The sequence below is a fragment of the Streptomyces sp. NPDC047072 genome (genome assembly GCF_040643855.1).
In the GTDB taxonomy this organism is placed as follows: Bacteria; Actinomycetota; Actinomycetes; order Streptomycetales; family Streptomycetaceae; genus Streptomyces.
Genome location: NZ_JBEYVC010000120.1, coordinates 1 through 12,391, shown reverse-complemented (window position 1 = coordinate 12,391; position 12,391 = coordinate 1). Strand labels below are relative to the sequence as shown.

Genomic DNA, 12,391 nt, shown 5'->3' with positions numbered 1-12,391 from the left:
GCCGAGCTTACCGGTGTGCGCAAGATCTACCCATTCACGGCCGTGTACACATGAAGGACTGTGAACCGTGTTGACTCGGTTCACAGCTCATGCTCTTATTGACCCAGCGAACGAGCGGCCGCCGAAGTACGGTGGCCGCCTCCTGGGGAGGGGACAGAGCCATGGGCATGAAGGGCAAGGTCGCGCTGAGCGCCGTCGTGGGGGTCGTCGTCATCGGAGTCGTCTCGGCGAACGCGAGTGACAACGGCGACGGCGGATCCGGCAGCAGCGGCAAGGGCTCTTCGGCGTCCACGGACCAGCAGGCCGGCGGCAAGAAGGACGCGGGCGACAAGGACACCGGCAAGAAGGACGTCGCCGAGAAGAAGGTCGCGTTCTCGGGCAGCGGCGACTTCGAGGTCGGCTCCGAGGTCAAGCCCGGCACCTATCGCACCACCGGCAACTCCGACGGCATGTGCTACTGGGAGCGGGCCAAGGACGCCTCGGGCGAGATGGACTCGCTGCTGGCCAACGACAATGTCACCGGCACGAGTTACGTCACCGTCAAGGCCGGCGACAAGATCTTCTCCACGAGCGACTGCAAGGACTGGGAGGCCGTCGCCGCGAAGGCGTCGGGCTCGCCCGCGGCCAAGATGGCCGGCGACGGGGGCATGTTCAGAGTCGGCGCGGACATCGTCCCGGGCACCTACAAGTCCACCGGCAACGCCGACGACGCCTGCTACTGGGAGCGCGACAAGGACGCCGAGCACGGCATCGACTCGATCATCGCGAACGACAATCCCAACGGCACGGCCATCGTCAAGATCAGCGCGTCCGACGCGTACTTCAAGACGGCCGGCTGCAAGGACTGGAAGAAGACGGGCTGACCCGCCCCGGGCCGCCGGTCCCAGCACCGCCCCGGCCCTGTCCCGCACGTCCGGCCCGGGTGGGGAGTCCACGGGGGTGGCGCCCCACCCGGGCCGGCACCGGGCGCTGCCGCGGCTGGACCGGAACGACACGGGCCGAACCGGCCTGACACGGCACGGCAGGTGACGGCACCGCGTCCCGCCGCATCGGCCATGCCAGGCACCACCGGCCGCCGCGGTACGGACCCAACCGGCCCGGCACCCGACGGCACCGCACGCTTCAAGTCCACGCGCCTCGCAGCCCGTCGGCGCATCGCAGCTGCCGAAACGGCAATTCCAGGAACCCGCGCGCCCCGCGCCCTCGGCGCACCCCGCCCTGCGGCCCCGCTCGGCGCAGCACCCCGCACCTCTTCGCCTCACCTCATCCGTTCCACCGCATCCACCTCAAGGAATCATCATGCGTCGTACCGCACTCGCCGCCCTCTGCATCGCCGCCGCGGCCACCGCAGGACTCACCGGCTGTCAGCCCGGCCAGGACAAGGCGGACACCAAGACGGGCACGTCCGTCGAGCCGAGCAAGTCGGCCGAGAAGAAGGAAGCGTTCGCCGGGCTGACCGGCGGCGAGATCGCCGACCGGGCCCTGGACGCCACGTCCGGCGCCACCTCGTTGCGTATGAAGGGGAACATCCCGGACGAGGAGAGCGGCCACACCATCGACCTGGATCTGGCCCTGAACAAGAAGGGCGAGTGCGCCGGCACCCTCGGCATGGGCGGTCAGGGCAAGGCCGACCTGGTGAAGACCGGGGACCTCGTCTACATGAAGTTCGACGAGGAGTTCGTCCGCGAGATGAGCAAGGGCCAGTCGAAGTCGACCATCGACACGACCGTGGCACTGCTGGCCGGCAAGTGGACCAAGACCAAGGCGACCGGCGCGGACGCCAAGGACTTCGCGGGCATGTGCGACCTGAGCCAGGTGCTCGAGGGCGCCGAGGACAGCGACTCCGACGCGAGCCGGGGGAAGACGACCACCGTCGACGGCCGGCCGGCGATCGTGCTGAACGAGAAGGACGGCAAGGACCGTTACACCCTCTACGTCGCCACCGAGGGCAAGCCGTACCTGCTGCGCATCGACAGCACCGGCACCGACCCGGGATCCGTCACCTTCAGCGACTTCGACAAGCCGGTCCCGGTACAGAAGCCGACCGGGAACGTCCTCGACCTCGACGCCCTGGGCAGCTGAACCGCCGTAGCCCCGGCGGCCGTACCACTACAGCGTGTGCCGCATCCACACGTTGGGCTCGACGTACACCGCATATCCGCGCTCCGGCTCGCACCGCACCGGCACCAGCGCCCCCGGCACCTCGATGTCGCCCCGGGTGTCGAAGGGCAGTCCGGTCCAGCCGCGCCACTGCTCCAGCGAGCCGGCCACCGTCATCGAGGCGGGTGCCACGGCGTGCACGACGGCACCGGCGCGGGCGTGGACCCGCAGCCAGGGGTCGTACGGCAGCCCGTCGGGGCGTACCCGGAACGCGTACTCCTCGATCGGGGTGTGCGGTTCCAGGTGCTTGGCGCTGGGGCGGACGGGGGCGACGACCTCGCGGAAGCCGTGGGCGCGGGCGTTGTCGCGCATCGCGGAGAGCATCCGGGCGGACAGGCCCCGGCCCTGCATGCCGGGGTCGACGACGACCGAGATCGCGCTGACCGTGTCGGGCCGTACGCCGCGGCGCAGGTCGCCGAAGGCCCACACGAGCACCTCGTCCCAGCCCCGGTCGGGCAGTGTGCCGCGTTCCTCGGTGTGCAGGGCGAAGGGGACGCTGTGGGCGTGCGCGACGATCTCGCCCCGCTCGTCCTCCGCGAACAGCACGTACTCGGGGAGTTCGCCGGAGATCCGTCCGTAGTGGGCGTTGCCCACGGGATCCTCGGTCACGAACACCGGCCAGCTGTTGGCCATGTCGAGAACGCGCTCCCGCATCTCGGGGCGCTCGGCCAGGCTCGATACCTTCAGCTCCATGCGGTCACCGTAGGCCGCGCCCCGAACCCCGGAAAGCGCATTTCCCGCCCGCCGGGCCCACCGGGGGCACGCCCCGCACCCCGGGCAGGCGGCACCCAAGGTGACCGGCGCCCGATGTGACTGGCCCCAGGGCGACCAGCGCCCGAAGGTGACCGGCACCGAAGTGACCGCCAGGGACGAACTCCCCTGCGCAGCCCCTCAGTCCGCGTGGAACCGCGGCGGTGCCGCCGTCGGGTTGCCGCCACCCGGCAGCTTCTGGTCCGGGCAGCCCGAGAGGACCTTCTCCATCGCGGACTTCTCGGCGGTCGTGACCCAGAGGTCGTACTTCCTCTTCACCGCGACCTGGGCGGCCACATAGGTGCAGCGGTACGCCTTGTTGGGCGGCAGCCAGGTCGCCGTGTCGCCGTCACCCTTGGCCCGGTTGGTGCTCGCGTCCACGGCGATGAGGTTCAGGGGGTCGTTGGCGAGCGCTATGCGCTTGCTGGCGTCCCAGTACTTGGCGCCCTTCTGCCACGCGTCGGACAGGGCGACGACATGGTCGATGTCGACCAGGCTGCGGCCGCGCCGGTAGGTCACGTCCTTGCCGGAGTAGGGGTCCGACTCCAGGACGCCGTAGGACACCTTGCAGTCCCCGCCGGTGAACTTCACGTCCTCCAGGTCGCGCTTCAGTATGTCGTCGCGGGTGTCACAGCCGTTGGAGTCCGTGTCCGCCCACGCGGTGCCGAACCGGTCCCGGTCGTAACCCGTCTTGGGCGCGCGGCCCTTGACGGTGAGCGACTCGGCGGCGGTGAGGGCGGCCCCACCTCCCGCGGCCCCTCCGCCCGCGCTCTCCCCCGGCCCGGCCGAGCCGGTCGTGGTGTCTTCCTTGCAGCCGGCCACGGCGAACACCAGCACGACGGCAACCGCGGCCCCGCCCCTCAGACGCATCACGGTGCGCCCCTCCCCTTGCCAACCCGGTCCGTCCCCGCAGGGTGCGCCTTCCCTTGTCCGGCGTCGCGCACACCGTAGCGGGCGGGCGCACAGGGGCTTTCGGGAGGGCCCGCCCCATCCGCCATGCGGTCCCAGTCCCCCGCCGTGTAGTCCCAGTCCCCCGCCGGACGGCCCCAGCCCCCCTCCGTGCGGCCCCGGCCCACCAGCCGTGCGGCCCCGGCCCGCCCCTCACACGGCCCCAGCCCACTCCTCAGCGCGGCCCCGCTCCCCTCACCCGAGTGGGCGTTTCCGGCATAGCGGACGTATGGTCGTTCTGAGTCGCCTCCGGAAGGAGCTCTGGATGGGCATCTTCGACAGGTTCAAGAGCAACCGCCAGATGCAGGACAAGGCCAAGAACATGTCCGACATGGCGGAACGCAAGGCCAACGAGAAGACGGGCAACAAGTACGAGAGCCAGGTCGACGACGCGCAACAGCGCATCGAGGGCACGCTCGGCATGGACCGCGACCGGCCCGAACAGCCGTAGCACCCTGGGCCGGAGGCCCCTGACGACCGTGGATCGGCAGCCGCCCGCGGAGTCCCCCGTGACCCGCGGGCGGCGTCACGCCCTCACCCGGAGAGTCGCCGTCAGACCTTCCCGATACCCAACGTCGTCTCCGAGGGCAGCAGTCCGGAAGCGAGGACAGCGACCCAGAACTCGCCGAGGAGATCCGCGAGTCGGCCGGTGGCGGCCGGTCCGAGGAACTCCCAAGGGGCCGCGGCGAGTCGGTCGGTGTGGTGCTCCACCCGGTGGCGCAGGTCGCGGCCTGCGTCCGTCGCCTCGCCGTGCTCGTCGACCAGGCCGCGGACACGCAGGCGTTCACGGGCGGCCGTCCACTCCCCCTCGCTCCACCCGCGGCTCTCGAAGCGCTCCACGGGCGCGGCACCTATCGCCGCGAAGGAGACGAGGGACTCGACCGGGTCGAGGCCGACCACCAGCAGGGCGGCTATGTGGCCGTCCCCGCGGTGCTCGCGCAGGATCGTCGCCGCCTGCCACAGCTGGAGGTGCGGCGCCTCGGGCCACGTCAACTCGGCGTTGGCCGCGGCCAGGGGACGCCCTGCCGTGTCCACCGCCTCGGCCGCGCGCCGGGCGAGGGCGGCGGCCTCCGCCAGCTCGGGGCTGTCGACCCGGTCGCCGAACAGCGCGCGGTAGGCGCGGTCGACGCCCCGCAGTCGCGCCGCCAGCACCGCGTCAGGGTCGGCGTCCGCCCAGGCGGAGTCGATGTGCTCGGCGACCATGCGCGGGCTGAAGCTGTAGAAGGCGGAGGCCACGCGCTCGGCACCGACGCGCCCCAACGGCGCGGCACGCAGCGGGAAGTAGCTCGGCCAGCGCTCCTTCGTGTCGTACCCGAGGGCGGCCGCCTCCTCGAAGATCTGCGGCGCGTAGTACAGCACCGCGTGCAGCGGCTCCAGCAGGTGCCAGAGCTGGCGCACCCGGGTCAGCTCCACGGCACCGCCGGCCGCGTCGGCAACCCCCACCTCATCGTCGTAGACCGACATGACACAACCCCTCCCCCTCGTCCCGCCCCATCCGAACTTGACACTGACTAGATTGCCTCGCCCATCCGAACTTGTCAATGCCTAGATCCCGCGTACTCTGATGTCCATGGCACCCGCGCAGAAGACGAAGCCCGACCGGCCCTACCACCACGGCGATCTGCGCCGGGCGATCCTCGGCGCCGCGCTGGACGTCATCGCGGCCGAGGGCCCGGCCGCGCTGAGCCTGCGCGACCTCGCCCGCCGGGCCGGGGTCTCGCACGCCGCCCCGGCCCACCACTTCAAGGACCGCGCCGGGCTGCTCACGGCCGTCGCCGCGGAGGGCTTCGGGCTGCTCGCCGCCACGATCCGCGACGCCGCGGACCTCAAGGACGCGGGCGTGCGCTACGTACGTTTCGCCCGCGAGCGGCCGGCCCACTTCCAGGTGATGTTCGCGCCGCAGCTCCTGCGCGCCGACGACCTCGAACTGACCACGGCCCGCGCGCTCGCCACCGACGCCCTGCGCACCGCGGTCTCCGGCGTACGGGCCGAGGACTTCGGCATCGACGCGCGGCTCGCGGGGGTCGCCGCCTGGTCCCTCGCCCATGGCTTCGCCACGCTGCTCCTCGGCCACAACCTCGACGGCCCGATCGGCGGGCAGGACCCCGAGGAGGTGTTCCGGACGCTGGCGACGACGCTGTTCCGGTCCGACTGAGCGGGCGGTGACGGCCGGTTCAGCCGATCCTGTGCACGGCGAAGGTCGCCGTAACCTCCCCGTCCTGGTCGAGGGCCGGACTGCACGATGTCTCGAGGTCGGGGTTGGTGCAGACGCCCGACCAGTTCACGAAGTAGAAGCTCCTGTCGGAGATGGTCGCGGTCAGGTTCAACCCCTCCGTCGCGACGTCGAAGGCGCAGTTCCAGGTCTTGGCCGAGCCGTCGCAGGACACGCCGTCGGGGAGCACGGAGGGAACGCCTCCGATCGTGACCCTGCGGTCGGAAGCGCCGACGAGGGTGACGGTGACGTTGACGTATCCGGTGCCGGAGAGCCCGGCCGTGTAAGCCTTCCCGCCCGACTCGACCGTGAGCCGGGAGGTCGCGGACCCGACCCGGGTCGGCCAGAACTCGACGGTCTCCGTGCAGAACGCCCGTGCCTCCAGGCGGGGCTTGCAGTCGCTCGCCACCGACGAGAAGCCGCTGTCGGCCGGGACGGTGGCGGAACCGACGGCGATGGCCTGGTCGTTGGGATTGGTGATGGTGAAGGCGAACTCCTGTGTGGTGGAACCCGGAGTGATGTCCACGCCTCCGAAGTCGTGCGAGACCGGCGTGATCTCGGGCCCGGCAAGCGTGACGGGCGTCCCACCTGTCGTGGTCTGCCCTGTCGTGGTCTCGCCTGTCGTCGTCTCACCCGTCGTACCTGTCGTCGTCTCCCCGGTCGTACCCGTGGTCGTCTCCCCAGCCGTACCCGTCGTACCGCTACCGCTCCCCGTGGAATCCGAGACGGACACGGGTGGCGAAGAAGGGCCCGCCTCGCCGCTCCCACCCCCCAGCGCCTGGACGATCACCGACCCGACCACCAACACCGCCACCACCCCCGCGACGGCCGCCATCACCAGACGCCTCGGATGCGACGGACCGGACGACGGCGGAGCCGGAGGTGTCGGCGGAGGTGCGAGCAGTTCCAGGTTGGCTCGTGTGACCGCCGCCCCCGCCAAGTCCCCCAGTCGCGTGCGCAGATCGAGCGCTCGCCGCAGGAGGCGGTCCGCGTGCTCCAGACGGTCGTGGAGGAAGTGCTGCACACCCTGCTGATGGGTGAAGTACGCCTCGGCCGCCCGGTCCCCGGCCGCCTGTGCCGCCGTGATTCCCTGCGCGAGGGTGTTCTGCCAGGCCTGCCAGTGGCCCTGGACGAAGAGAATGCGTTCGACGACGGTCACCAGCTGGACGACCGCCTGCCATTGGCGTCGTTCCGCCGCGAGGCCGAGCAGGCTCAGCGCCGCGTCGACCGCCCCGCGCGCCTCCTCGCCCGCCGGGTCGCGGGAGGCTAGCCAGGCCGTCAACGACCGTAACGTGGAGGCCAGTCCGATGTACCGGTAGAGGATCTGCCGGTAGGACTCGGACTTGCAGACCGGTAACCCGAAGCGGTCCTCGGCCTGTTCGGCGAGCCCGCGCTCGGTGAGCGACTCGAAGGTCCCGGCGACGTACGCGAGGTCGGCCATCTGCGTGAGCACGGCCGCGGGCAGCAGCGCACCGCCGAGCAGGGTGAGCACCGCCAGCGCCCGCCGCGCCTCGGGCGCCACGGCCGAGATGCTCACCTGGTCGAGGGTGCCCGGGTCGGACTCGGCCAGCGCGGCGAGTTCGGGCAGCGAGCGTCCGTCGAGGCGCGCCAGCGCGGCCGCCTGCCGCAGATGCAGCGGCTGCCCGCCGACGGCCGCCACCAGCCGTCGTACGGCGGCGGTCTCGGCGTCGGGAAGGTGGCGGCGGCCCAGTTCGCGTAAGAGCAGGGCCACCGCGTCCGGCTCCGCGAGCCCGGGCAGCGGGTACGAGGTGCCCGACGCGCCGAGTGCCGGAGCGGGCGCCCCGATCACCAGCACGCAGCCCGGTAACACCCGGCGCAGGTAGTCGAGTTGCTGCGGTCCGTAGGGCACGTCGTCGAGCGCGACGACCTCGCCGACGTGCCCCAGCGCCTGGGCGCACTGCTCCGTGGTCAGCCGTACGCCGTCGGCGCCCGGGTAGTCGTAGAAGCGGCGGGTCAACTCCTGGAGCAGGTCCTCCAGTTCGGTGCCGCCGACTCTCAGGTAGGTGCCGCCCGCGTTCTTGAGCAGGGTGGTCTTGCCCGTGCCGCAGGGGCCGGTGAACTCGACCGCGCCACGTTCGTGAACTGCCCTGCGCACCAGGGCGAGTTGATCCTCGCGGCCTATGGCGTACGGCGGTGGCGGGGCCCCTGTTCCGTACGGGAGCCGTACCGGTCCGGTGCCGGGGGCGCGCAGTCGCAGCCGCGTCAGACGGGCCCCGTGCCGATCGGTGAGCGAGACGCCGAGATTGCCGAAGACGACGCTGTTCATTCCTCCCCCTGGAATGAACGGGGCGCCCGGCAGGCGCCCGGTGCGTCAACGATGCGAGCGGGCGCGGCCGGTGTCAATGAAGGCCGCGGCGGGCTTCACCCGTAAGGATGACGCCGGGAGAACACCGGCCTCCAGGACCTCAGCCGGCAATCCCCGGCGCCCCCGGACGGCAGTCCCTGAGGACCCGGATGGCAGTCTCCCGGCGCCCAGAACCGCAGCCCCTGAAGCCCCGGACGGCAGCCCCCGGTACCCCGGCGCCCCGGACAGCAGCCCCTAAGACCCCAGAATCGACGTCAGGAACTCCCCGACCCAGCCGAGCAACTCCCGCCCGACCAACGGCTTCCCGCCCACCTTCGCCGTCTTCGGCCGCGGCACCAGCACCTGGTGGACGGCCGGCTTGATGACGGTGCCGGGGTAGAGCCGCTTGAGGCGCAGCTCCTGGGACTCCCTCAACTCCACCGGCGCGAAGCGGATGTTGGTGCCCTGGAGGACGGTCTCGCCGACGCCGCACGCGCGTGCCAGCATGCGCAGACCGGCGACCAGGAGGAGGTTCTCGACCGGCTCGGGCAACTTGCCGTAGCGGTCGACGAGTTCCTCGCGTACGGCCTTGATGTCGTCCTCGGTGTTGACCGAGGCGATCGCCCGGTAGGCCTGCAACCGGAGCCGCTCGCCCGGCGCGTAGTCGTGCGGGACGTGCGCGTCGACCGGGAGCTCGATCTTGACCTCCAGGGGCGGCTCCTCCTCGACCCCGCCCTCCAGGGAGGCCCGGTAGTCCGCGACGGCCTCGCCGACCATGCGGACGTACAGGTCGAAGCCGACGCCCGCGATGTGCCCGGACTGCTCGCCGCCGAGGAGGTTGCCCGCGCCGCGGATCTCCAGGTCCTTCATCGCCACGTACATGCCCGCGCCCATCTCGGTGTGCTGGGCGATGGTCGCGAGCCGCTCGTGCGCGGTCTCGGTGAGCGGCTTCTCCGGCGGGTACAGGAAGTACGCGTAACCGCGCTCGCGGCCACGGCCCACCCGCCCGCGCAGCTGGTGCAGCTGGGACAGGCCGAAGTTGTCGCCGCGCTCCACGATGAGCGTGTTCGCGTTGGAGATGTCGATGCCGGACTCGACGATCGTGGTCGACACGAGCACGTCGAACTTCTTCTCCCAGAAGTCGACGACGACCTGCTCCAGGGCCGACTCCGACATCTGGCCGTGCGCGGTCGCGATGCGCGCCTCGGGGACGATCTCGCGCAGCCGGGAGGCCGCCCGGTCGATGGACTCGACGCGGTTGTGGATGTAGAAGACCTGGCCCTCACGCAGCAGTTCACGGCGGATGGCCGCGCCGATCTGCTTCTCCTCGTACGGACCGACGAAGGTGAGCACCGGGTGGCGCTCCTCCGGCGGAGTCGTGATCGTGGACATCTCGCGGATGCCCGTGACCGCCATCTCCAGCGTGCGCGGGATCGGCGTGGCCGACATGGTCAGCACGTCGACATTGGCGCGCAGCTTCTTCAGCTGCTCCTTGTGCTCGACGCCGAAGCGCTGCTCCTCGTCGACGATGACCAGGCCGAGGTCCTTGAACTTCGTCTCGGAGGCGAAGAGGCGGTGGGTGCCGATGACGACGTCCACCGAGCCCTCGCGCAGGCCCTCCAGGACGGCCTTCGCCTCGGTGTCGGTCTGGAAGCGGCTGAGCGCCTTCACCACCACGGGGAACTGCGAGTAGCGCTCGGAGAACGTCCCGAAGTGCTGCTGCACCAGCAGCGTGGTCGGGACGAGGACCGCCACCTGCTTGCCGTCCTGGACGGCCTTGAAGGCGGCCCGCACGGCGATCTCCGTCTTGCCGTAGCCGACGTCGCCGCAGATCAGGCGGTCCATGGGGACCGACTTCTCCATGTCCTCCTTGACCTCGGCGATGGTGGTGAGCTGGTCGGGCGTCTCCGCGTACGGGAAGGCGTCCTCCAGCTCGCGCTGCCACGGGGTGTCCGGGCCGAAGGTGTGCCCGGGGGCCGCCATCCGCGCGCTGTACAGCTTGATCAGGTCGGCGGCGATCTCCTTGACGGCCTTCTTGGCGCGCGCCTTGGTCTTCGTCCAGTCGGCGCCGCCGAGCCGGTGCAGGGTGGGTGCCTCGCCGCCGACGTACTTGGTGATCTGCTCCAGCTGGTCGGTGGGGATGTAGAGGCGGTCGCCGGGCTGGCCGCGCTTGGCGGGGGCGTACTCGACGACGAGGTACTCGCGCGTGGCGCCCTGCACGGTCCGCTGGACCATCTCGATGTAGCGGCCCACGCCGTGCTGTTCGTGGACGATGTAGTCGCCCGTCTCCAGGGTGAGCGGGTCGATGGTCTTGCGGCGCCGGGCCGGCATCCGGGCGCCGTCCTTGCCGGCCGCCTTCTGCCCGGTCAGGTCGGTCTCGGTGAGGACAGCGAGCTTCAGGGAGGGATCCACGAAGCCGTACTCGATCGAGCCGCACGCCACATGCACGACGGACGGGCTCAGGGACTCCAGCTCCGCGTCGAGTCGGGCCGCGATGCCCTCGCCGCCGAGCACCTCGACGGTACGGGCCGCGGGGCCGTGGGCCTCGGTCACGAAGACCGCGCGCCAGCCGTCGGCGAGCCAGCCCTTGGTGTCGGCGAGCGCCTTGGCGGTGTCGCCGCGGTAGGTCTCGGGGGCGTGCATGCCCAACTTGAGGGTGTCCGCCTCCAGTTCGAGATCGGCCGCGAACGGCGAGACCGACCACCACATCATGTCCAGCTCGCGCGCGCGGTCACGGACGTCGGCGATGGACCACAGGGAGGCCGCGCCGACGTCGATGGGCGCCTCGCCGCCGCCCGCGGTGGCCGCCCAGGACGCCTGGAGGAACTCCTGCGAGGTGGCCACGAGATCGGACGCACGCGTGCGTACCCGCTCCGGGTCGCATACGACGGCCATGGCACCCTTGGGCAGGACGTCGATGAGCAGCTCCATGTCGTCGACGAGGACGGGAGCCAGGGACTCCATGCCTTCTACGGCGATCCCCTCGGCGATCTTCCCGAGCAGTTCGCCGAGTTCGGGGTGCTGCTCGGCGAGGGCACGCGCGCGTGCGCGGACGTCGTCGGTGAGCAGGAGTTCTCGGCAGGGCGGGGCCCACAGGCCGTGTTCGGCGACTTCCAGGGAGCGCTGGTCGGCGACCTTGAAGTAGCGGATCTCCTCGACGTCGTCGCCCCAGAACTCGACGCGCAGGGGGTGTTCCTCGGTGGGCGGGAAGACGTCGAGGATGCCGCCGCGGACGGCGAACTCGCCGCGCTTCTCAACGAGTTCCACGCGCGCGTAGGCGGCCGCGGCGAGGGCCTCCACGACGGTGTTCAGGTCGGCGGTCTGTCCGGTGCGCAGGGCCACGGGCTCCAGGTCGCCGAGGCCCTTGACCTGCGGCTGGAGCACGGAGCGCACGGGGGCGACGACCACGGAGACCGGGCCGGTCTCGGGGTCGTCGGGGCGGGGGTGGGCCAGACGGCGCAGGACGGCCAGGCGGCGGCCGACGGTGTCGCTGCGGGGGCTGAGGCGTTCGTGCGGCAGGGTCTCCCAGGAGGGGTACTCGACGACGCCCTCGGAGGGCAGGAGGGTCCTGAGGGCCGCGGCCAGGTCCTCGGCCTCGCGCCCGGTCGCGGTCACGGCGAGCACGGGACGGCCGACCTCGCGGGCGAGGGCGGCGACGGCGAAGGGGCGGGCCGCCGGGGGGCCGACCAGGTCGACGTGCATGCGGTTGCCGTCCTGGGCCGCCGTGATCGCTTCCGCGAGGGCGGGATCCTTGACGACGGCGTCGAGCAGACCGTGCAGGCTCATTCGGGGCGGCTTTCGTCCGGGGTTCGGCTGGGGCTTCGGGGGTTTCAGCGAGGGTTACGGCTGAGGCTGGGCAACGCGAAGGACCCGACGCGGGGACCGGCCGGGGGATCTCCAGCCTACGACGGCGCCGACCCGGCCGTCGGAGCCTGTGGATAACCTCCGGTACCCATGTGGCGCTCGCACGGCAAGAGCCCGGCGCCGAGAAGTCCCCCGAGACATAACGGCGCCCG

9 protein-coding genes are annotated in these 12,391 nt (G+C 71.5%); 4 read left to right on the top strand and 5 right to left on the bottom strand.

All coding sequences use genetic code 11. From position 1 onward, the window contains the following. Positions 1 to 161 precede the first annotated feature (161 nt). A complete protein-coding gene (locus ABZ896_RS36210; protein WP_360938665.1) occupies positions 162 to 863 on the top strand; it encodes a hypothetical protein in 702 nt (233 codons plus the stop codon). A gap of 436 nt (positions 864 to 1,299) precedes the next feature. Beyond that, complete coding sequence (locus ABZ896_RS36205; protein ID WP_360938663.1) at positions 1,300 to 2,082, top strand: hypothetical protein; 783 nt, start codon at positions 1,300 to 1,302, stop codon at positions 2,080 to 2,082. A gap of 27 nt (positions 2,083 to 2,109) precedes the next feature. On the opposite strand, the gene ABZ896_RS36200 is transcribed toward ABZ896_RS36205, so the two are convergent. Next, positions 2,110 to 2,853 carry a GNAT family N-acetyltransferase gene (locus ABZ896_RS36200; RefSeq protein ID WP_360938660.1) on the bottom strand — a complete coding sequence of 248 codons (744 nt, stop codon included), beginning with the start codon at positions 2,851 to 2,853 and terminating at the stop codon, positions 2,110 to 2,112. Between the two features lie 198 nt (positions 2,854 to 3,051). Further along, positions 3,052 to 3,783: an HNH endonuclease family protein gene (locus ABZ896_RS36195; protein ID WP_360938657.1), complete on the bottom strand. Its 732-nt coding sequence runs from the start codon at positions 3,781 to 3,783 to the stop codon at positions 3,052 to 3,054. A gap of 340 nt (positions 3,784 to 4,123) precedes the next feature. On the opposite strand from ABZ896_RS36195, the gene ABZ896_RS36190 reads away from it, so the two are divergent. Beyond that, positions 4,124 to 4,309, top strand: a complete 186-nt coding sequence (locus ABZ896_RS36190; protein ID WP_360938654.1) for an Rv0909 family putative TA system antitoxin — start codon at positions 4,124 to 4,126, stop codon at positions 4,307 to 4,309. 101 nt (positions 4,310 to 4,410) lie between these two features. Here ABZ896_RS36190 and ABZ896_RS36185 read toward each other — a convergent pair whose 3' ends face one another. Next, positions 4,411 to 5,322 (bottom strand): hypothetical protein, encoded by a 912-nt coding sequence (locus ABZ896_RS36185; RefSeq protein WP_360938651.1) that lies wholly within the window; start codon positions 5,320 to 5,322, stop codon positions 4,411 to 4,413. Positions 5,323 to 5,422: 100 nt separating this feature from the next. Between ABZ896_RS36185 and ABZ896_RS36180 the strand changes: the two genes are divergently transcribed. Beyond that, entirely contained in the window at positions 5,423 to 6,013 is a 591-nt protein-coding gene (locus ABZ896_RS36180) for a TetR/AcrR family transcriptional regulator (RefSeq protein ID WP_360938648.1), read from the top strand. Between the two features lie 19 nt (positions 6,014 to 6,032). Here the strand turns inward: ABZ896_RS36180 and ABZ896_RS36175 are convergent, their stop codons facing one another. Both ABZ896_RS36175 and mfd read right to left on the bottom strand, forming a co-directional pair. Continuing rightward, positions 6,033 to 8,357: a hypothetical protein gene (locus tag ABZ896_RS36175; protein ID WP_360938645.1), complete on the bottom strand. Its 2,325-nt coding sequence runs from the start codon at positions 8,355 to 8,357 to the stop codon at positions 6,033 to 6,035. 273 nt (positions 8,358 to 8,630) lie between these two features. Beyond that, positions 8,631 to 12,161 carry a transcription-repair coupling factor gene (gene mfd, locus ABZ896_RS36170; protein WP_360938642.1) on the bottom strand — a complete coding sequence of 1,177 codons (3,531 nt, stop codon included), beginning with the start codon at positions 12,159 to 12,161 and terminating at the stop codon, positions 8,631 to 8,633. Positions 12,162 to 12,391 lie beyond the last annotated feature (230 nt).